Consider the following 20357-nt stretch of genomic DNA (forward strand, 5'->3'; position numbering starts at 1 on the left):
TCTCCTGCACTCGCTGCCTAGCCCGGATATTTCATGAAGCAGTCCATTTCTGATTAATTCTGTCGAGTGGTTACTTTTTATTATTAAGCAGTCAACGAAAGGGATTTTTTAGGATGATTTCTAGATTTTGGACACACGTCCCCCATACCCCCATTATTTGCAAGTGCCGGGGGGAGCACAGGCATGTTCGATTATTCTGTTGCCAGGCGTTTTGCAATGAGGCGGAAAAGATGTTGATGGGGATAATGGGAAGCCATACGAAAGTAAATACAAAAAATCTGCCGCATCTGGTTTGGCCACCATTCATGGCAAGAGGTACGGCCTGCAAATAAATCCAATTGCTGCTCTTTGATACGGTTTTCCATTTCGCCTCGTGCACAATAGATTTCATCTTACAGCGTCCTGGAATCACCCTCGAGGCTGGTGACGATAAAGCGAGGATTCGGTTGATCGCGGTTGTATTCAGCCTTGCCTATGACTTTCTTTGAATGCCTCCAACTACCAGCTTGATAGGAAAAAGGGAAAAAATGCGCTGCTTTTGCCCGCTATTGCGGTAAGCCTCTGCCGCAACACACATCGTTGGCCTTAGCTTTCCCTCCAATGTTTTATTCCGTGCAATGCCAACGATATAATCAACATGATGACGGTCACACCAATCCAACATCCGGTGACGACAAAAACCACTGTCACTACGAAAAATAATTCTCACCCCAGGCCAAACTTTGCGAAATTGCTTTACCAACAAGGATAAGATAGCCCAGCTGTGCTTGGCTCCATCAATGTTTGAGCGACGCAAATAACTGACTAAGAGCTGTTTTCCGCAAAACACATATAACGGTAGGAAGCAGTGATTCCCATAATAACCGTGGAAATACTTTCCCACCTGATCGCCGTGTACAAGCGTATCGGTGGCATCAAAATCAAGGATTAACTCCTGGGGCGGTGTTGAAAACGAAGCGATGAAGGTTTCAACTATGGCTCGATGTGCCGTTATGGCAAATTGACGGTCAGCTGTGTGCTCAAAACGATTCAACGTTGGTGGACTTGCCAATAAACTATTCTCATCAACTGCCGTTTGAAACGCTATATCATGCCGAAGGGTAGCGTGATCATTCCCATCCTCATAACCACACGCAATACCATAAATTCGTTGCCGAAGCATACTAAGAATACTATGGGTAACCTTACTTTGATCACGCAAATCAGGCATCGAACCGGCAATACGATCGGTTAAATCCAAGACGACGGTCTATCTCACGTATAAGCAAAACTCCACCATCGCTGCTTACGTGACCGCCTGAAAAATCAATCTTCAATCTACGACGTTTTAAACCTGGAAATAATGGCGAATTACTGGTACATATTGTCATTGGCGGAATCCACTTATAATTGGTTTTAAGCAACTGTAATATATAAGATAAAGGCGGTTCTGCCAACCTATTACTTCATGCCTTCATGAAATATCCGGGTTAGCAACCAGTGCTAAAACACTCGATACACTAACGCTCAATAGGCTTGAAAACCCAAACGCTGTTTATAATACCCTGGTGGGGTATATTGATAAGACGGCTAATTTCCAGAAAGCAAAGATTCCTGGAATTGAAGGTATACTTAGCGCAACTAGAATTACTTCTCGTGACATCCAGTTAGCCGTACCTTATGATACAACTGGCGCACAATGGCAGCAGATAGAAAACGCGATTGACTACGGGAAACAAATGAATGTTAATGTGATTGTAACCAAAATAAGGTAAGGGAATGACACTCCTACATGATCCAAATGAAAAAAATGCCTGTGTGTATGCCAATGAGAGATTTTGTTCTATTAAGACTTATTCAGGAATGGGGCTAATAATGGGGGATTTTCGGGGGAAAGAATATATCTTATTACCTGATGCTAGTGAAGAGGAGTTAGGCCAGGCTATCTTAGGTGCATTGTCTTATAGTCGGGTAGTTAATCGTAAAGCAGACCCCGAGTTATGGGATACTGAGGCTGCTAAAATACGCGCACAGAAATGGATAGTGGGGCTTATGCAACGTTTTGGTTATAAAACGAGGGCGGCAATGTTTAGAAAAATGAAGAGTTGTGATATTGTTATGAAAAGTGGAATGATAGAAATAAGTCCTAGCCGTAGAGAGCGTAACGGTAATTTATTTAGCGGTGAAGGCATTCAAAAATCAGATTATATTTATCTTCCAGATACTAGCACCCCAGCAGAGATTGGAGCAGGATTAAAATTAGCCTTAAGCAGATGTTTGCCAAAAGAGATTGAATAACCATAAAATACAAAATACGTAAAAACATAGATAAGTATATCATTATGATAAGACTATTAAATTCTATTCCAAGGTGGTTTAAGCAGAAATCTGATTATAGTGAAATATCATCAGAGCCAGATTTTCCACAAGGATTTGGATATAAGACTGCCTGGCTTGCGATACCAAGCAAGTCCTTAGATGAAATTATTAAAGTGCTTCATTTGTCTCAACCAGTAAAAGCCAATTGGCAATCCGGGCTAAATCATATTTATAATGATAGAAAGGATAATCATGTTTTTGTTACACCTTTGATCAAAGGCTGGAATTTTGTTATCGGATTTGGCATAGGTAGCTTTTCAACTGATAAGGAAAATAATAAGATTTTTTTACATTCTTTGACGTCTTTAGCCCAAAAAATGCCTAACTTTATTATTTCTGTACGCATCGTGTATGTGAATATCACTCATGGATAATGATTGAAGATGGAAAGATAAAAGGGCGTTTGCTTATGGTGATGGAGAAATATTTTATGAAAAAAGGAGCAATAACCTCCCAAGAAAAAGAATTGGATGTGATATTCGACGCGGAAAGTGATTATAAATTTCAGATGAAGAAGATGTCATTAAAATAGCTTCAGCGTGGTCAACCAATCCTTTGGATATAGGAGAAAACACAGACACAGAAGGAGTTGGCATTCTAGGTAAAATATCCAATGGGAGTTGAGGTGCTCCCAATTGTTGTACCAGTTAGAAGTAGGGAGAAAATTATACTGTTGCAGGGGATGGAAAAATCCTTTGAAATTGCCTCCAGCGTGTATTGAGAGCATTCTATTAGAGCATATGATGAAAGAAAAGTTTAACAACTATGGTCGTCGGAAGCAATCTTGAAGTAAAAGTTATCGAGCACATAACAGATGCTTCTAAACAATCGGGGAATGTTATTATTGATGAGCTACTCCTAGAAGGAAAAACAGTTGAGATCATACCACGAACAAATGCTCATCAAACTGCAGATTCTATTATAGATGGCGTCGATTATGAATTAAAAACAATATCAAATTTGACTACAAACAATATAAGTGAGGCAGTGAAGAGAACAATAATCGATGCTAGCAAGCAATCAGGTAACGTAATCATTGACGCAAAGAATCAGCCTCAAGTTACTAAAGAGGTGGTTGATAATTTAATAAATCGTATACCTGGTTCTGGCGGGGGATCAAGAGTCAAATCAATTATCATAATTACTTCTGAAGGAACGATAAATCATCAATTTTAAAAGCAAGACAAATGAATTCAAAGATAAGTATTTCAGACGAGGATATTATAAATAATATTCTAAAAAGCCTTCGCCACGATGGAGTCACGGAGCATAATGTTTTAATGTGGAAAGGTTATTTATATGGATTATATGACTGGTCTTTAAAGAATTTCTATCTTGACGTACTTAAAATGTTTCCAGACATCGGTTTTAAGGAACTATATGAGATTGATTTCTCAGACTTGATCTATCCAGAGGTTGAACGAGAATTAAAAGAACTTGCAGAACAAAATAATAGAATGTTTGACTGCAAGCAATTTTTTAATAAATTAGATAATCTAGACTATGCTTCGGAGAAAAACCTATCCTTTAAAAATCCGTTAGAAGATTTTCAGCAATTGAAATTATCCGCTCTAAAGAAAACGGTGCTTTCCCATCTTAGTTGGAGAGGGGCAACTGATGCTTTAGTTTTGTTATGGAAAGGATATTTAACAGCACTAATTCACGGTGGCTACATCAGTTACGAAACATATATAGACATACTTGGTTGTCTTACGCCTGTTGGAAATCATTTGTTATTTAAATTATATGGCGGTATCGTGTTGGAAATATCCGACATCACCAATGCTTCGACTCAAGAAGTATCTTTAGAAGAAGGCACGGATTCTAGGGAAGGCTTCCTACAAAGTACAGAAGGGAACTCATTAGACTGCTGCCAACCGGGCTGGAGTGCAACGGATCGGGGATATTATATAAATTGGTATCCTTCAATTGCGATAGATCAAAGTGATAATTCATATGAGGCAATTATTAAACAGCTTGTTACAGAATATGCTGATCCTAACAAGGATTATTTTGTTCCAAAGACATTGATATTAAGAGGATATTTAGTTGGACTATTGGAAATAGGAAAAATAGATGAAAATGCATATTTCAGAGTATCGCGTTGTCTTTATAATATAGGGTATCCAGAACTCATTTTTTTAGTTTCAAACACTCAACCTTCTGCAGAGAGATATGATGAACTCATGCAGTTAACACGAGAATTAAATAACGGTAATCACTCAAATAATTTTCCCTCTGATAATGATGAAAATGTTTTAGATTTGATATTAATTTCATCCAATTGTAAAAAGATATATGACAAAGAAACTTTAGAGAATAGGGCATATAAACAATTGGAGCTCCCTGCTCCTTCTGTAATGGCTCATTTGATATGGAGTGGATATATTCTTGCTTTGTATGAAAATAAAGTTATTGAGTATGATACACTTGCTTTTATGTTCACAAAGCGCATCGCCAAAGTAGCAAATAGAGAATTATGTGAGCTATTTTCCAAAAGGCCGATAAGTTTACACGAAGAGAAATTTATCACGTTGTTTGTCGATGCTGACGTGCTTCCCAGAAACTGAACCACGGATTGTCTGACGTGCTCCCAATTGTTGGTTGGAGTCGGATTGGTTGCATTATCAGCGTACACTGTTTATGATGGCTATAAGACAAACGGTGCCTTAGGAGCTTTAAAAGCCGCCGGAGTAGAACTCGGTATGTACATGGTTGGGGCGTACTAGTCAAAGGATTCATGGTAGCTGGCAAGGTCTATAAGGCTACACAAGCGGGTGAAGCGTTCGCTGCTTGGCTCGGTAGTGATTCGGTTACGGCTAAGTTTGTTGCTAAGTTTGTTAACAATGGAGGGAAAACTGTTGCAACTGATGCTGCCGCAAAAAATGTTAGCAAAATTTCTTCAAATGAAGTTATTTGGCAGACTGGTGCGCATGCTGAGCAACGACTGTTAAGGAGAAGCTTGACAAAAGATCAAGCGATGTATGTCATTGACAATGGTACACAGTATTTGGATCCTGCCAATAATTCAATAGTTGCATGGATTGAGGCTAAACTTGTTCCAGGTTGTGTGGGTAATTCAAAGCTAAGTGGTGTTGCTATAGATCCAGCAGCAAAAACAATTAAAACAGTTATGAAGCGTGGCAGCTTAAATATTGACAATTATCAGGAGATTTTCTAGTGAAATGGACGATAGATACATTAATAGGAGTCGCTTATTTTAGGCTGTACTCAGAAAGTGAGAAGAAATATTATGATTTAAATAATACAGATCCAGATCAATATGGGACTTTATATATAAACAAACAAAAAGAATTATGGATTTGAGCTCAATTATAATACAGATCCAGGTCTGTATATATTAAGTTTTGATAAAATCAGAGAAGATTTGAAGGGTTTTTTCTTCTTCCTTTAAAAAAACAACAATATGATACTTATGAATAAGCTAAGTGATTGCCATTATGACTATGCTATACCAACCGAAGTTCTCTTTGATATTAATAATGAAGATGAAATTTTAGGGATAGAATTTTTGTATAAACCTTTAGATATAAAGTAATAGGTAAGAAAATTCAAAATAATGGTAGCCACAGACAAACAAGATACGTTTAACCTCCACCGAAGGCGACATCACCATCGGCACCTCAGACCTTGTGCGCCATACGGAAGGTCGGTATCACAAGAGCACGCCTACCAGTGATTCCATCGAGCGCATCGGTTCGAGCATCACGGCAGGAAACGACCTCATCCTAAGTGCCTTATCACCCAATATAAGCACCGATGGCAGTGGCAATATAACCCTTAGCGGCAGTGCGCTTACTGCGGGGCATGATATTGACCTTGATGCGGCTGGTTTAATTGAGGTGCTCCCAATTGTTGTACCAGTTAGAAGTAGGGAGAAAATTATACTGTTGCAGGGGATTAAAAAATCCTTTGAAATTGCCTCCAGCGTGTATTGAGAGCATTTTATTAGAGCATATGATGAAAGAAAAGTTTAAAACATTATTCTCTATGTTGTTATTACGCCACATTCATCGTTTTCTTCCCGTCCAGACTGTATGAAAGAGAATCCAACTATACGTCCATGTCCTCAACCAGTCGGGCTCCCTTGGAGATGGCTTGTTCCTGGATAAACTGGAAACGAAGTTCCGGCTTCTTGCCCATGAGTGTGTTAACCTGGTCAGCATCAACCTGCGGATCATAATCGCAGAGTTCGACTTTCCACAAGTTGCGTGTTTTAATATTCATGGTGGTTTCTTTGAGCTGTGGTGGAGTCATTTCACCCAAGCCTTTAAAGCGGCTGATTTCAACATTACCACGTTTTTTGGCTAAATCTTTCATGATTTTATCTTTATGCGCATCGCTTTGGGCGTAATAACTTTGTTGATTATGCACCAGGCGATAAAGAGGCGGTTGTGCCAAAAATAAATGGCCGCGCCGTATGAGTTCAGGCATTTCTAAAAAGAAATAAGTCATCAACAGCGTGGCAATATGGGCGCCATCTACATCCGCATCAGTCATGATAATGATTTTTTCATAACGAAGTTCGGAGTCATTATAACTGTCTCCTGTGCCACAGCCAAGGGCCAGTTCAATATCGGCCAATTCCTGGTTAGCTTGAATTTTATCCAGGGAGGCGCTGGCAACATTCAGGATTTTGCCGCGGATAGGAAGAATGGCCTGTGTTTCACGATTACGTGCTTGTTTAGCTGAGCCGCCAGCGGAGTCGCCTTCTACGATAAAGAGTTCGGTACCCAGGGGGATTTCACGGCTGCAATCAGCCAATTTTCCGGGGAGACGCAGTGTTTGGTAATCGCCTTACGGCTGACGTCTTTTTTCTTTCTGTTTAAGCGCTCTTCAGCCTGGCTTATAAAATACTCAAGCAATTCGGTGCCAGCTTGCGTATTGCCACTTAACCAATGGTCAAATTGATCACGCAACGCATTTTCTACCAGTTTGCTGGCCGATGCAGTAACAAGTTTTTCCTTGGTTTGTCCCTGAAATTGAGGGTCGCGGATGAATACTGATAAAATAACCTGACACCCTTGAAAAATATCTTCGCCGCTAATCAATGCTGCCTTTTTGGAATTGGTCATTTCACCATAAGCGCGAATACTTTTAAGAAGCGCAGAGCGAAGGCCTGATTCATGGGTTCCGCCTTGCGGCGTAGGAATCGTATTACAGTAGGAGTGAGTGGATCCATCCACACCGTCACACCAATGGATAGCCCATTCAACCTTGCCAGCGCCGTCAGGAAACTCGATTAATCCCACAAAAGGATCGTCCGTCACGGTTGCGATTTCAGCTAGATTACTTAATAAAAAATCTTCCAGACCACCAGGAAAATGGATAACGGCAGTTGTTGGAATGTCATCTTTGTCTTTTCCGGTTAAAAGTGAAGGATCGCATTCCCAGCGAATTTCAACACCGCGGAACAGATAAGCCTTCGATTTCGCCATCTGAAATACTTTTTTGGGCTTAAAGCGAAGCTGGTCACCAAAAATTTCAGGATCAGGGTGAAAGCGGATCGAAGTGCCACGGCGATTGTTGATGGTGCCTACATTTTTAAGTTTGCCTTGTGCTGCCCCACGCGAATAGGTTTGCTGCCAGATTGTGCGGTCACGCACAACCTCTACTTCCAAAAGATCAGCCAGAGCATTGACAACCGACAAGCCCACCCCATGCAATCCTCCTGAAGTCTGATAGGCTTTGTTACTGAACTTACCACCCGAGTGGAGGGTTGTCAGAATCACTTCTAAGGCCGATTGTTCAGGGAATTTCGGATGGGGATCTACGGGAATGCCACGGCCATTATCACGAATGGTAACAAAACCATCGGCAGTCATTTCAATTTCAATGCGGCTGGCATGGCCAGCAACGGCTTCATCCATGGCATTATCAAGCACTTCTGCGATCAAATGGTGCAGTGCGTTTTCATCGGTACCACCAATATACATGCCTGGCCTGCGTCTGACAGGCTCCAAGCCCTCTAAGACTTCAATGTCTTGGGCGGTGTATGTTTCTTTTGCGGCAATTGCAGCGGGCTGGGGAGTCGTGAATAAATCTTTCATAGCCACTCAGTATAGCCAGCCTTGCTTGGAAAGGCAAGATTATTGATCGAGATTGATAGCCTTGAAGTCCTCGTAAATCCTAGGATTTCCAACCAGGGACGCAATTTTTACCCTATCCCAGGCAAGCGTGTCAAAATGATGGCAATGCTCGCATGAGGCGTTCCATTCGGGCATTACGTGGCTGCAATCATGACAAATCCATGAAGGCTCGCCGGGGGCTTGCAGTGCCTGCCTAAGTAGTGCATTAATGGTATCGGCAGAGCTTCCAAGTTGAGATTCTACTTTGGCTAATCCTTCAAATAATTTGCGCTTTTGGGAAATTCTGATCGCTTCGACAAGTTTCTCTTTGGCTTTCGCATATTGTTTGTTCTCAACCATTAATTGAGCATAGACGGCCGCACTTTCTGGATGATTGGGATTGGCTTTCCACAGTGATTCTGCCAGCATGGATAACGATAAATGAGAAGGCAATAAAGCAATGCGTCTATAGAGTTCCCCCAATACAGGATGCGGTGTTTTTACCCAGTGTTTGCGTATGAGGTGGAGAGCATCTTTATTATCGCCACATTTGCTCATGGTTAGCGCTAATGTTTCGATGGTGGGGATAAAATCTTTGGCAAGTTTATAGGCATGTTTTGCTAAATGCAGTGCTGCTTTATAGTTACCTTGGCGTATCAGAAAGCGTGCTTCTTCGATAGCGTAAATGGCATGGTAACGATCACACAACGCCGATGAGATTAGCTTTTGTTTTTTGAGAGAATGAAGAACGATTTTTGCTTTTACCCAATTTTTTTGTTGATGGTAAAACGTGAGCAAAGGCAATAAAACCCAGGCTTGATCGGGATACTTAGTGTAAGCGGTTTCTAATAAGGTCAGCGCTTTCATGGTATCGCGTTCATATTCGGCAGCGTCAAAAAGCAATTTTAATGTATGGGCTTCGGTTTGTGGATTTATCAGGGCAGCATTGCTAAGGTTTTTCAATTCCTTAAATTGATTGGTCTTGGCAGCAATTTGCATCTGCAGTAGTGCAACGTGGGGCTGGGTGTCAGAGTTAGCCGAACGTTTTGCGTATTTAGCATGTTTAGTAGCGTTGGGTATATTTCCTCCGGCCAAGGAAGAAAGGCCAAGGGCAAGATGCTTCCAGCTATCGAGCTCGCGCTTGCGCTTGAAGTAGCGTTTAATTCTTCCGGGCAGGCCCACAAACCAGTGAATCGAAGAGGCGCATGTCCAAAAGAGAACAAAGAGCACAGCGCATAATGTCAGGAAAACACTGCGTTTAGTTTGAATAATATAGTCACCCCAGGTTAGGGAGATATAAGCATCATGCTGGGTAAGCCATAAACCTGCGCCAACGAAAAGTGCTATAAACAGAATCAGCCATAATAAAAATCTCATGGTTTTTCCTTATGTTCGGTAATAGCAGGAAGATTAAGGGTAATGGTTTGATCCATCGTATTAACGGCAGAGACAAGGAGCTGTAAGCCCCGTAGCTCAGAGAGATAGGCACTTATCGCCGGTTTTAAATGGGCATCATTATCCATCGTTTCCAAGAGGAAAATCGCATGAGACTCGTCAAATTGAGTCAGGCTTTTCTCCGTTAGTGAAATAGAGTGTTCGAAAGCCGATTGGTTATCAGGCTGGATTGAACGAATTGTCATGAAAGGAGCCGCCCATTTACGGAGGCGATCGATGAAACTAGTCGGTTTTTGATGTTGCCAATAGATCGAAATAAGGTGAGGAAGCATGCGCTGGAAACCCTGAGTAGCATCGGGGTAACAGCGAAGGGTCTGCGAATTAATAGTGGTCAGCACCTGACGTAGATTTTGATTAATGGCTTCAGGCAAAGGGCGACGTGAATCAATAAATTCTGAAATATCATGGGTGATAACATCAAAATCATGGCAGGTAAACAAGGCTTGGCGAAGTTCGTGGGAAATATCGAGGAGCTTAATGACATCGTGATCGGCGGCTGGAATCGCTGAAGGTGCCGGCGCTTGTTGGGGCAGCTGTGGTTGGTCGCTTTGTGGCTTTATGTGAGCAAGAGCCGATGTCGAAGGCGTCATGGATGGTGAGCCATTAGATTGCTGACTCATTGCTGGGTTTGTTTGAGAAGGGGGAGAGGATTTAAATGAAACGTTTAGATTGGTTGCCGTCGGTGCCAGATGTTGCGATTTGAATACATAATAACCCGCCGCAAGGAGAACCGTCCCACCCAGCAATAACAGCAGCACAATCCACGTCCATCCAAGTTTGCGCGTGAATGTATTCAATGATGGGGCAGGTGTCTGTGTGTCGTTATGTGTCACGCTGGTTCTTGTTTAAAAATAAGGTTACTGTCCGCAATAAGGATTCCTCATTGGGTAAATCTGCGATGAGGATATCGCTAAAGGGAATTGATTTCAAGATATTGCCGACAATATCACTTATCGTTACTGCTGTTAGGGTGTGTAAAGCTGTTTTTAAGTGATAATGATTCACTATTTCGACAAAAGCCGTAGCAGCAGAGGCAGAATAGAAAAGAATTATTTTTGAACATGGCGATGTGAGGTATGCTAATTCTTGTGGCGATAAATAGTTTTTGTGTGTCGTTTCATAAAGGGCAACGGATGATACGTTAAAACCTTGGTCGCCAAGCAGGGAAACAATATCATGGGAAACGTCCCTGGCGCATAAATAAAGCAATTTTTCCGTGCCTGCATAAGTTATCGCATGCTTTATCATGTATTCCACCAGGGCAAGGCTGTCTTTGTGGGCAGAATGAACATCAGAATATCCCAGGCCTGTTAAGAAGAGGGCCGCCTTATCACCAGAACAATAACAAGGGGTAGTTAAGCCAGGACTTAGCAGGGAATGGCATAATCGTGCGGCGTGAGTGCTGGTGAATAAAAGGCTATAGGAAGAGTGTTGGATTAATTCCTGGGCCCTTTTAATGCCATCGGTAAGGGAGGTTAGTTCAATAAAAGGAATGATTCTGGGGGATAATCCAGGTATAGAAAAACTGGTTTTGGTTTCCTGGGCATCGGCAACAGAGCGGGTGATGATAATGTCCATACGGGTACTGATTAATTGGAAACGATGTTTAAGATATCGCCACCACCCTGATTCAGCAATTGCTCGGCAAGTCGTTTTCCAAGGGATATGGCTTCCGTACGTGGACCGCTGATTTGTGAGCGTATCACTCGTGAGCCATCAGGGGCAGCAATCAAGCCATCCATAGAGATGGTCGTATTTTTAAGCGTGGCCAATCCAGCCAGCGGTGTTTTGCATGATCCATCAAGCGCAGCAAGAAGTGCGCGCTCGGCGGTTATGCAGTCAAAGGTTTCCAGATGATTAATGGCATTCAAGAGGTGTTTAATGACAAGATCATCTTCGCGACATTGAATGCCTATGGCTCCCTGTGCAACAGCGGGTAACATCAATTGCGGATCGAAGATGGCGGCTATATGTTGTTGCAACTGAAGCCGCTTAAGTCCGGCAACCGCAAGCAATGTGGCATCCGCTTTGCCCTGTGATAATTTTTCAATTCGGGTGGCGACATTTCCTCTAAAAGGAATGATTTGGAGGTCGGGGCGCAGATATTTTATTTGGGCGGCCCTGCGGGTTGAGGAGGTGCCAATAATGGCCATGTGCGGAATATGATCAAGGGTGTTATATGGGCCAATCAGGCCATCGCGAGGATCTTCGCGTTGAATAACGCAGGGAACAATAAGGCCAGACGGATAAACAGCCGGCATGTCCTTCATGGAGTGGACGGCCATATCGATTTGCTGGGTAAGAAGGGCTTCCTCTAATTCTTTGGTGAACAAACCCTTGCCACCTATATCAGAGAGATTGCGGTCGAGTATATGGTCTCCCGTTGTTTTCATGGAAACAATTTCAATGGCGAATTCTTTGTCAATGTCTGGAAAGGCATTTTCCAGCAATTGCTTGATGATCTGCGTCTGGGCAAGCGCCAATGGACTTTGGCGGGTACCGATGCGAAGGGGACGGAGTAAGGTCATGGTTTTGAAGTTGCTTTTTAAGAATGGATTGCCCGTATATAGGTAGTCTATTTTGTTGGATTGGTAAATAGAAATCACCATAGAACAAATGGTTAGCTTGTGATAGAATGGCGGCCTGTTTATAGAGAAGGATTGTTTATGGTTGCAGCGCCAAGTATTATTCGCAAACAAACTCATGCAGTTAAAGTGGGCAATGTCGTGGTGGGGGGTGGTGCTCCGGTAGTCGTGCAATCGATGACCAATACCGATACGGCCGATATTGAGTCTTCTTATATCCAGGTAAAGCAATTATTCCAGGCCGGTTCAGAAATTGTGCGGTTAACGGTTAATAATGAAGACGCGGCTAAGGCGTTACCTTACATCAAAGAAAAATTGCTTAAGGATGGCCTTCATGTTCCGCTCGTTGGATGTTTCCATTATAACGGCCACCGCTTATTGCAAGACTATCCCGATATGGCGGAAGCCCTTGATAAATATCGTATCAATCCTGGTAATGTAGGGTTTGGAGAAAAACGAGATAAGCAGTTTGAGATGATGATTGAAGAGGCATTGCGTCGTGATAAGGCTGTGCGTATTGGAGTTAACTGGGGTAGCCTCGATCAGGAGATGGCAACATCGCTGATGGATGAAAATGCTAAATTAGCTAATCCCCGTCCTGCCGATGATATTTTAAGAGAAGCATTGGTTGTCTCGGCTTTAACTAGTGCGAAGAAAGCCGAAGCCATTGGGATGGAAGCCAATAAAATTATTATTTCTTGTAAGGTAAGCCGGATACAGGATTTGGTGTCTGTCTATCGCGAATTGTCCAAACGCAGCGATTATGCGCTGCATGTGGGATTAACAGAAGCCGGTATGGGATCGAAAGGAATTGTGGCAACATCGGCGGCATTGGCCATTCTTCTGCAAGACGGTATTGGCGATACCATTCGGGCATCGCTTACTCCGCAACCCGGTGAATCCCGCGATAAAGAGGTGATTGTTTGCCAGGAGTTATTGCAAACCATGGGGCTTCGATCGTTTACCCCGATGGTAACGGCATGTCCAGGATGTGGCAGAACCACGAGTACTTTCTTCCAGGAATTAGCCGATAAAATCCAGACCTATTTAAGGCAGCAAATGCCGATATGGAAAGAAAAATACGCAGGGGTAGAAACCATGAACGTAGCGGTTATGGGATGTATCGTGAATGGTCCTGGGGAAAGCAAACATGCTAATATTGGCATCAGCTTACCAGGCACTGGCGAATCGCCTACGGCTCCGGTCTTTATAGACGGTCAAAAAGCCCATACCCTCCGTGGAGCGGGGATAGCTGAGGAATTTCAGGCAATAGTAGAAACCTATGTCGAAAGGACTTATACGCACAAAATAAAGAACGACGCTTAGGCTTTTTCCTAAGCCCTTATGCAACAAAAAAAGCCTGGTTGTTAACAACCAGGCTTTTTTAACACAAAAATAGTTAAACTAGAAACCGAAGTTAACACCGGCACCGAACGTCCAGTAGCTATCATCAAGTGCTGTGTAGTTGATGCGTGTACGTGTTGAAACGTTATCGGTCAGATTATATTGAAGTCCTGCACCTAAACGGCCAGAAATCTGGTCATCTGAAGCGCTTCTTCCAGGAAAGCCGCTGGTAGTGATTTCAGAATCAATACGGTTATAGCCCAAACCAACGGATCCAAGAGCTTCAAGCTTTTTATCTGAAGTGATAGGATAAAATCCTAATACGTCAAAATACATACCCTGTAATTTGGTATTGGTATTAACGGGAGTAACACCAGAGACTCCATTTTTTTCTCTTCTTTCAGTAAGATAGTAACCCAGTTCTGTACCCAAATATTCGCCAAAACGAGCACCCAGATGGATATTGCCGCCGTTAAAACGTGTGGCAAAGAAATCATTATTATTGACGCCACCGCTGTTATTGCCGTAATCAAGGGTGGTGTATTCATAATCGCCACCAATATAATAAGCGCGATGCGATTCTTGCGCAGCAAAAGCGGAAAATGAAGCCGCAAAGGTACAAAGAGACAGTAGGGCAGTTGAAAAGATTTTCATGGGATTGTCCTTATGAACAGATTGACATTATGGGTCAATTATAGAGCTATTTGGTATAATTTTCAACAGCTTGTTGCTAAAATCATTCATTGGTTATGAATTCACCTTTTTTGTAGCCTTGGATATAGAGCAAAGCGGTAAGGTCATTATGGTTAATACATGCTCTGGCTTGTTCCTGGACAATAGGTTTGGCGTGATATGCAATACCCAGACCGGCTTTGAGGAGCATGGGGATATCGTTGGCTCCATCGCCAATAGCCACGATTTCATCCAAGCCAAGTTGTTGGTTTTTGGCATAATGTTCTAGAAAATGGACCTTGGAGGTTTTATCAAGGATGGGTTCTTTGACGGTTCCAGTAAGTGCATCATGCTCGATTTCAAGAATATTGGCTTCATTGGTATGGAATCCAAGAGATTCGCTGACACGTGAAGTAAAGAAGGTAAACCCTCCAGAAACAAGAACACAGAAGCTGCCGTGCTTCCTCATGGTGCTGATTAACGTTTTTGCCCCATCCATAAAGATAATGCGCTCAGAATAGACGCGTTGGAGTGTCTCGGCAGGAAGGCCTTTTAACAAGGCTACCCGTTCTTGCAGTGCCTCTTTAAAGTCGAGCTCACCATTCATTGCGCGTTCTGTGATCGCCGCGACCCTTTCTTTTGCTCCGACGAAATCAGCTATTTCATCAATGCATTCTTGCTTGATCATCGTCGAATCCATATCCGCAATTAACATCTTCTTTCTGCGTTTTGCCACCGGTTGCACAATGGCATCAATGGGATGTGGATGAAGGGTTTGGCGGATTTTGGAACCTAGTTCGGCAATATCTGCAGGTGTATTAAAGAAAATATCGCACGCCTCATCTTTGCAAAGCCAGCTTATGTTTTCAACGCCACCTTTTGATTTTTCTATTGTTTTAAAGACTCTATTGATAGACACTTCATCAAGTGTGTATTCAGAAGATGGCGAAATAAGTGTTACAACAAACATGATTAAACCTTTAAACAAAGAACAACCGGATATTATCGTTATTGGTGGCCCAACAACAAGTGGAAAGACCAATATCGGAGTCATTTTAGCCGAGGAAATGCCCGCTGTCATCATTAATGCCGATGCCATGCAAATGTATCACGAAATACCGATTATCAGTGGACAGCCTACCCGCGAAGAAAAACGGAATATCCCCCACGAGCTCTATGGGGTTCTCCCTGTAGCAACTCATGGTTCGGTCTTTATATGGCTGGAAATGGTTTGCAAACAGATTGATGCAGTAAGAAAAGCCGGTAAAACACCCATTCTCATTGGTGGTACGGGGATGTATATCGCCTCCCTTTATAAGGGTATTTCTCCGGTGCCGGCAGTGAGCCTTGAGGTAAAGAAGCGGGTGCGCAGCGATTTTGAATTATTGGGAAATGAGCGTTTTTATGAATTGCTCCTGATAAAAGATCCACAGATTAAAGAGCATCTGCATGTAGGAGATTCTCAGCGCATGGTGAGGGCTATGGAAGTGCTTGAAGAAACGGGTGAATCGCTCTACCTCTTTCAAAAAATGCCGGCTAGTTTATTTTACTCAGACGATCAATTTAAGCTCTTTTTCCTCGAATTACCGAGGGAGAAACTGTATGACCGTTGCAATAAACGGTTCGTGGCTATGGTCGAAGCTGGAGCCATTGCAGAAGTAAAAAACCTAGATGGATTAGGGCTTGATCCTAATTTGCCGGCGATGAGAGCGCATGGAGTTCCTGAGCTGCTTCACTATATCCATGAGACAATACCTCTGGATAAGGCAATTGAAACCGCTCAGAAAAATACCCGCCATTATGTCAAAAGACAATTTACCTGGTTTAAACATCAATTACCCCAAGCCACCCGTATTAATGCCGAAGATCCTCACAAAGCTGTCCAAGAAATCCGTAAACTTTGCTTGCTGTAGGCGGTCCAATCGAGTACAGTAGCCAAGAGGTAAGGCATGAAAGAAGCAAAGAGACAAGTAGTACTTGATACAGAAACCACAGGTTTAGATCCCGAGCAAGGGCATAGAATAGTAGAAATCGGCTGTGTGGAACTCATTGACGGTGTGCGTACCCAAAATTTCTACCATAGATACATTAATCCTGAGCGTGATATGCCAGACGAAGCTTTTCGGATCCATGGTATCTCAAGTGAGTTTTTAAGTGATAAGCAGACATTTGCTGATATCTATGAAGAATTCATGGAATTTTTGGGGGATGCTCAATTGGTCATCCATAATGCGGCCTTTGACATTAAATTCCTCAAAGCTGAATCGAAACGCTTAGGAAGGGTGTTCTTTCAAGAGGAACGGGAAGTGATTGATACGCTTCTTATTGCCCGTAAGAAATATCCTGGCGCTAAGGCTAATTTGGATGCGCTTTGTTCGCGTTACGGTATTAATATTGATCACCGTGAGAAGCACGGGGCATTGTTGGATGCAGAATTGCTCGCACGGGTTTACATTGAAATGACCGGCGGTGCCCAACGCGACATGTTGGCAACCATTCAAACCAGCACCTTCAAGCCTCAACGCAAAAATCCATCACGCCTTGACAATCAGATATCCACCAAGACGCCGCGTACCAGCCGTCATTTTCCGATTAATCAAGACGAAATTAACCGGCACCGCGAGTTCTTGAAAAAGCTAAAATACCCTTTATGGACTGCCGTAGAAGAAAGTTCCTAGGGCCGCATCTCATTAAGCACTGGCAGTTGGCATATTGGCCTGTGTGTAACTGGCCATAAACATCATGCTCGTTTTAGTATGATCAATCTCAAGCGTTACCTCGCAGTCTGAGGCAAGGAGCTTGGTATAATGGAGTTGAACATTTTTCGTATCAATCGCAGCTGTGCTGGATGTATTTAAAAGTATCTCCAGCCATTCTGGTTTAACTAAAACATTAGGACCTTCTGCCCCAATGCAAAGTTGTTTTCCCTGGTCAATACGTTTCAGCGCTACTTTCAATGTGCCGCCTTCCAGCAGACATGTTGCCGAAATGAGCAACATATTTAAAAGTAATTTGCCCAGGCGATTGCTCAACGGAATGCCTGAGGCTTCCGTAGCAAAATTATCCCAAACAAGTTTAACCTTACTGCTTTCATACATATGTTCAGAAAGCTGTCTGAGTTGAGAAATACTGATTTCGGTTGTTTGATAAATAAAACCGTAAGCGATACGGTAAAACTGAACGCGTGCCATTAGCTGCTCAGAGCTTTCTTTTACCAAGGCAAAAGCCTGTTCTTTAATGGGACCTTCTTCTCCGGTTAAATACTCAAGTCCGTTGCTGACAGCACCCACTGGTCCAGATATATCATGGATTAGTTTGGCTATCATTAATTCAGAAAGTTCACGTTTACCTTCAGGCATAGTCATTCATCCTCAAATTCCTACCTCTTGAATAACGCTAAATAGCCCAAAAGGCAATTTTTTCCTCATCAGCTAGGGTTCATTTATGTCATACAGATGAAGGTCTAAAGTTAAAAGTTATTATAAATCAATTGTTTGTGTGCGTTATAAAATGTGGCACAGCTTTTGCTTGTATGAGAAAAGAATAATTATGCAAGGTATGCATTATGAGTGATGTGCTACAAGGTATCGTAGCTTCTATTGGAGGGGTGCCTCAATCAACGGCTGCACGGGGTGCAACGGGGAAAGGGCTGGCATCTTTTGAAGATCGGCTCTCACAAACAACAAACCCGTTGGCTGGTGTTCTTGCTCATGGTGGTATCACTCCTTTTCAAATGCAGCCTGAGAATAAAAATCCACCAGTATTAACAAGCGCAGCTATTCCAACGGTTAGTCAGGTTGGTGATCCGAACGGACTATTAGTTTCTACGGGAGGTGATGTTCAAACATTATCTGAGATGTTGCAACAAGGAACATCTGTCCACTCGAATTTATTAAGCTCGCCGCAAAATAGGCCATCATTTGAAAATGGTATGTGGGAATTGCTGGCTCATAAACAGGGTCGTGGTTTATTGAACCAGGCATTACCTTCACAGTCTGCTAATGTGTCTGATAAGTTAAATCAAGCCGTTGCAACAGCATCCTCTTTAGACATAAATCCAATCAGTCTTGATGGCGGCGCAACGGATCTCTTGAATAATAGTCTCTCACACGATCAAAACCAGAATGCGCTCTTGGAGCAAAATAATGCACAATCCTTCCCTTTGGCAAATCCCATCGTTAATCAACAAACGAGTCAAAATAGTACAGCGGGAACGATACTGCAGGCGTCAGGCGGTGTTTTGCCACTGCTGCATGATAATGGTGCTGCAAAAACGCAAGTGAATGAAAAGCAAAATCTACTGGCGCGTTTGAATGCCGCGCAAACCAATCTTAAATCCAATACATTAAATGCCAATACAGACTCGTCAACCGAAGCGTTGGCAACGAAGTCAGCCAATAATGTTGAATCTATTTTTAATCGAATGAATCTGGCGAATCATGAAGGGGGCAAAAAAGAAAGCAAATTTCAAAATCCGTCTGACATATCGAGCCAATCAACCTTTAACATGATTCATCACATTCAACCCAATGCGTTATCGGATAATGCAGAAAAATCCAACCTCATCCAATTGCCAACATCTCAGGATCAAATGGTTGAACAGATTGGCTTAACCGTTGCTTCAAAAGCAAAAGATGGTACGCAACATATTAAAATACAGCTTCATCCTGCAGATCTTGGCAGGGTTGATATACAATTGAATTTTACTAAGGATGGCCTTAGCCATGTCACCATTGTGGCTGATAAAAAGGATACGCTCGATTTGTTGCAAAAGGATGTAAAGAATCTTGAAACAGCATTGGTCGGTGCGGGGGTGAAAACCGATAGTGGCAATTTAAGTTTTGATTTTAAGCAACAGCATTCGCAGCGGATGATGGATTTTGCCCAACAGCAATCGGATTCACAATCCAATCATCAGGGGTTCTCCAGAAATGAATATCTTAGTGCGTTAAAAGATGATTCATCCTATGAAGATGCCAATATACAACCCATTCAGTATCATTATCTCAACATGCGCCATGGTGTTGATATTTCAGTTTAGAGGAAACAAACATGTCAATTAACAGCGTTACTCAAACCACTATTTTACCCACCAGAACTACCAATTCCAGCAGTGCGGCAAATACCGCCTCAAGTTCGACTTCATCCGATAGTAGTAAGGCTGCTCAAACGTTAGCCGGTGATTTTAGTAATTTTTTAAAGCTATTGACTGTCCAGCTGCAAAATCAGGATCCTACACAGCCATTGGATGCCAATGCATTTACCAACCAGTTGGTCAGCTTTTCCGGTGTGGAGCAAGCGGTAAAAACCAATAAGAATCTTGAAAGCATTATTCAAATGTCACAAGAGAGCCAAATTAATAATGCCGTTTCATATCTTGGAAATGTGGTTGAAGTTGAGGGCAGTAAAGCTGAACTTAAGAACGGGCAGGCACTCTTTAGTTATGATTTACCATCAAGTGCCAAAAACGTTTTTGTTTCTATCAGTGACCAAAATGGCAAAGTTGTTTATACGAGCAATGGTGAAACAACAGCAGGAAAACATCAATTTGTCTGGACGGGTGTTAATCAAAGCCAGCAACGATTACCTGATGGTTCGTATGATATTACAGTTAGTGCATTAGATGATAAAGGGCAGCCGATTGTGCCCAAAACGACCATTACCGGTCAGGTAGATTCCGTTGCCATTCAAAATGATGGAGCCGTTTTGTCCATTGGTGATCTGAATTTTTCAACAGACAAAGTGTTAAGCGTAAAAGCCCCGTCCTATGCTTATTTGGGCGGACAAACATCTGCGGGTTCGGATACGGGCGCAGATACCGAATCAACAACACATTCAAATTAAGATAATTTAG

18 protein-coding genes and 2 pseudogenes are annotated in these 20357 nt (G+C 42.5%); 11 read left to right on the forward strand and 9 right to left on the reverse strand.

What is annotated here, in order from left to right; all coding sequences use genetic code 11:
* Positions 1 to 191: 191 nt before the first annotated feature.
* Positions 192 to 1370, reverse strand: a pseudogene (locus tag IPP74_06530) (IS1380 family transposase).
* Positions 1371 to 1758: 388 nt separating this feature from the next.
* Here IPP74_06530 and IPP74_06535 point away from each other — a divergent pair.
* The 6 genes from IPP74_06535 to IPP74_06560 all read left to right on the forward strand — a co-directional run bounded on the left by IPP74_06535 (position 1759) and on the right by IPP74_06560 (position 6317).
* Positions 1759 to 2277 (forward strand): CdiI family contact-dependent growth inhibition immunity protein, encoded by a 519-nt coding sequence (locus IPP74_06535; GenBank protein ID MBL0318928.1) that lies wholly within the window; start codon positions 1759 to 1761, stop codon positions 2275 to 2277.
* 44 nt (positions 2278 to 2321) lie between these two features.
* Positions 2322 to 2732: a hypothetical protein gene (locus tag IPP74_06540; protein ID MBL0318929.1), complete on the forward strand. Its 411-nt coding sequence runs from the start codon at positions 2322 to 2324 to the stop codon at positions 2730 to 2732.
* 391 nt (positions 2733 to 3123) lie between these two features.
* Positions 3124 to 3534 carry a hypothetical protein gene (locus IPP74_06545; GenBank protein MBL0318930.1) on the forward strand — a complete coding sequence of 137 codons (411 nt, stop codon included), beginning with the start codon at positions 3124 to 3126 and terminating at the stop codon, positions 3532 to 3534.
* Between the two features lie 11 nt (positions 3535 to 3545).
* Complete coding sequence (locus tag IPP74_06550) at positions 3546 to 4928, forward strand: hypothetical protein (protein ID MBL0318931.1); 1383 nt, start codon at positions 3546 to 3548, stop codon at positions 4926 to 4928.
* Positions 4929 to 5098: 170 nt separating this feature from the next.
* Entirely contained in the window at positions 5099 to 5539 is a 441-nt protein-coding gene (locus IPP74_06555; GenBank protein MBL0318932.1) for a hypothetical protein, read from the forward strand.
* A gap of 472 nt (positions 5540 to 6011) precedes the next feature.
* On the forward strand, positions 6012 to 6317 hold the full coding sequence (locus IPP74_06560) for a hemagglutinin repeat-containing protein (GenBank protein MBL0318933.1): 306 nt from the start codon (positions 6012 to 6014) through the stop codon (positions 6315 to 6317).
* A 115-nt stretch (positions 6318 to 6432) separates the two neighbouring features.
* Here IPP74_06560 and parE read toward each other — a convergent pair.
* The 5 genes and pseudogenes from parE to hemC all read right to left on the reverse strand — a co-directional run bounded on the left by parE (position 6433) and on the right by hemC (position 12430).
* Positions 6433 to 8429, reverse strand: a pseudogene (gene parE / locus IPP74_06565) (DNA topoisomerase IV subunit B).
* A 39-nt stretch (positions 8430 to 8468) separates the two neighbouring features.
* Positions 8469 to 9824, reverse strand: coding sequence for a hypothetical protein (locus IPP74_06570; protein ID MBL0318934.1), 1356 nt, complete (start codon positions 9822 to 9824; stop codon positions 8469 to 8471).
* Positions 9821 to 10735 (reverse strand): hypothetical protein, encoded by a 915-nt coding sequence (locus tag IPP74_06575; protein ID MBL0318935.1) that lies wholly within the window; start codon positions 10733 to 10735, stop codon positions 9821 to 9823. The genes IPP74_06570 and IPP74_06575 overlap by 4 nt, the downstream gene beginning before the upstream one ends.
* Entirely contained in the window at positions 10725 to 11480 is a 756-nt protein-coding gene (locus IPP74_06580) for a uroporphyrinogen-III synthase (GenBank protein ID MBL0318936.1), read from the reverse strand. Before IPP74_06580 ends, IPP74_06575 begins: the two co-directional genes overlap by 11 nt.
* Positions 11481 to 11491: 11 nt before the next feature.
* Positions 11492 to 12430: a hydroxymethylbilane synthase gene (gene hemC, locus IPP74_06585; protein ID MBL0318937.1), complete on the reverse strand. Its 939-nt coding sequence runs from the start codon at positions 12428 to 12430 to the stop codon at positions 11492 to 11494.
* A 138-nt stretch (positions 12431 to 12568) separates the two neighbouring features.
* Between hemC and ispG the strand changes: the two genes are divergently transcribed.
* Entirely contained in the window at positions 12569 to 13813 is a 1245-nt protein-coding gene (ispG, locus tag IPP74_06590; GenBank protein MBL0318938.1) for a flavodoxin-dependent (E)-4-hydroxy-3-methylbut-2-enyl-diphosphate synthase, read from the forward strand.
* A 78-nt stretch (positions 13814 to 13891) separates the two neighbouring features.
* Here the strand turns inward: ispG and IPP74_06595 are convergent, their stop codons facing one another.
* Positions 13892 to 14485 carry an outer membrane beta-barrel protein gene (locus IPP74_06595; protein ID MBL0318939.1) on the reverse strand — a complete coding sequence of 198 codons (594 nt, stop codon included), beginning with the start codon at positions 14483 to 14485 and terminating at the stop codon, positions 13892 to 13894.
* Positions 14486 to 14567: 82 nt separating this feature from the next.
* Positions 14568 to 15473, reverse strand: coding sequence for a phosphoserine phosphatase SerB (gene serB, locus IPP74_06600; GenBank protein ID MBL0318940.1), 906 nt, complete (start codon positions 15471 to 15473; stop codon positions 14568 to 14570).
* On the opposite strand from serB, the gene miaA reads away from it, so the two are divergent.
* The gene (gene miaA, locus IPP74_06605; protein ID MBL0318941.1) at positions 15472 to 16416 is read left to right on the forward strand and encodes a tRNA (adenosine(37)-N6)-dimethylallyltransferase MiaA; all 945 of its coding nucleotides are present in this window, start codon (positions 15472 to 15474) and stop codon (positions 16414 to 16416) included. The genes serB and miaA overlap by 2 nt on opposite strands.
* A 36-nt stretch (positions 16417 to 16452) precedes the next feature.
* Positions 16453 to 17181 carry a DNA polymerase III subunit epsilon gene (dnaQ, locus tag IPP74_06610; protein MBL0318942.1) on the forward strand — a complete coding sequence of 243 codons (729 nt, stop codon included), beginning with the start codon at positions 16453 to 16455 and terminating at the stop codon, positions 17179 to 17181.
* Between the two features lie 12 nt (positions 17182 to 17193).
* On the opposite strand, the gene IPP74_06615 is transcribed toward dnaQ, so the two are convergent.
* Positions 17194 to 17862 (reverse strand): hypothetical protein, encoded by a 669-nt coding sequence (locus IPP74_06615; GenBank protein MBL0318943.1) that lies wholly within the window; start codon positions 17860 to 17862, stop codon positions 17194 to 17196.
* A 206-nt stretch (positions 17863 to 18068) separates the two neighbouring features.
* On the opposite strand from IPP74_06615, the gene IPP74_06620 reads away from it, so the two are divergent.
* On the forward strand, positions 18069 to 19544 hold the full coding sequence (locus IPP74_06620) for a flagellar hook-length control protein FliK (GenBank protein ID MBL0318944.1): 1476 nt from the start codon (positions 18069 to 18071) through the stop codon (positions 19542 to 19544).
* A gap of 11 nt (positions 19545 to 19555) precedes the next feature.
* Positions 19556 to 20347, forward strand: coding sequence for a hypothetical protein (locus IPP74_06625; protein MBL0318945.1), 792 nt, complete (start codon positions 19556 to 19558; stop codon positions 20345 to 20347).
* Positions 20348 to 20357 lie beyond the last annotated feature (10 nt).

It is taken from the genome of Alphaproteobacteria bacterium (assembly GCA_016722515.1).
Lineage (GTDB): Bacteria > Pseudomonadota > Alphaproteobacteria > Rickettsiales > JADKJE01 > JADKJE01.

Bases quoted from the DNA above. Each gene is read 5' to 3' on its own strand.
- IPP74_06535 (MBL0318928.1), top strand. From the start codon at position 1,759: ATGACACTCCTACATGATCCAAATGAAAAAAATGCCTGTGTGTATGCC.
- IPP74_06540 (MBL0318929.1), top strand. From the start codon at position 2,322: ATGATAAGACTATTAAATTCTATTCCAAGGTGGTTTAAGCAGAAATCT.
- IPP74_06545 (MBL0318930.1), top strand. From the start codon at position 3,124: ATGGTCGTCGGAAGCAATCTTGAAGTAAAAGTTATCGAGCACATAACA.
- IPP74_06550 (MBL0318931.1), top strand. From the start codon at position 3,546: ATGAATTCAAAGATAAGTATTTCAGACGAGGATATTATAAATAATATT.
- IPP74_06555 (MBL0318932.1), top strand. From the start codon at position 5,099: ATGGTAGCTGGCAAGGTCTATAAGGCTACACAAGCGGGTGAAGCGTTC.
- IPP74_06570 (MBL0318934.1), bottom strand. From the start codon at position 9,824: ATGAGATTTTTATTATGGCTGATTCTGTTTATAGCACTTTTCGTTGGC.
- IPP74_06580 (MBL0318936.1), bottom strand. From the start codon at position 11,480: ATGGACATTATCATCACCCGCTCTGTTGCCGATGCCCAGGAAACCAAA.
- hemC (MBL0318937.1), bottom strand. From the start codon at position 12,430: ATGACCTTACTCCGTCCCCTTCGCATCGGTACCCGCCAAAGTCCATTG.
- ispG (MBL0318938.1), top strand. From the start codon at position 12,569: ATGGTTGCAGCGCCAAGTATTATTCGCAAACAAACTCATGCAGTTAAA.
- IPP74_06595 (MBL0318939.1), bottom strand. From the start codon at position 14,485: ATGAAAATCTTTTCAACTGCCCTACTGTCTCTTTGTACCTTTGCGGCT.
- miaA (MBL0318941.1), top strand. From the start codon at position 15,472: ATGATTAAACCTTTAAACAAAGAACAACCGGATATTATCGTTATTGGT.
- serB (MBL0318940.1), bottom strand. From the start codon at position 15,473: ATGTTTGTTGTAACACTTATTTCGCCATCTTCTGAATACACACTTGAT.
- dnaQ (MBL0318942.1), top strand. From the start codon at position 16,453: ATGAAAGAAGCAAAGAGACAAGTAGTACTTGATACAGAAACCACAGGT.
- IPP74_06615 (MBL0318943.1), bottom strand. From the start codon at position 17,862: ATGCCTGAAGGTAAACGTGAACTTTCTGAATTAATGATAGCCAAACTA.
- IPP74_06620 (MBL0318944.1), top strand. From the start codon at position 18,069: ATGAGTGATGTGCTACAAGGTATCGTAGCTTCTATTGGAGGGGTGCCT.
- IPP74_06625 (MBL0318945.1), top strand. From the start codon at position 19,556: ATGTCAATTAACAGCGTTACTCAAACCACTATTTTACCCACCAGAACT.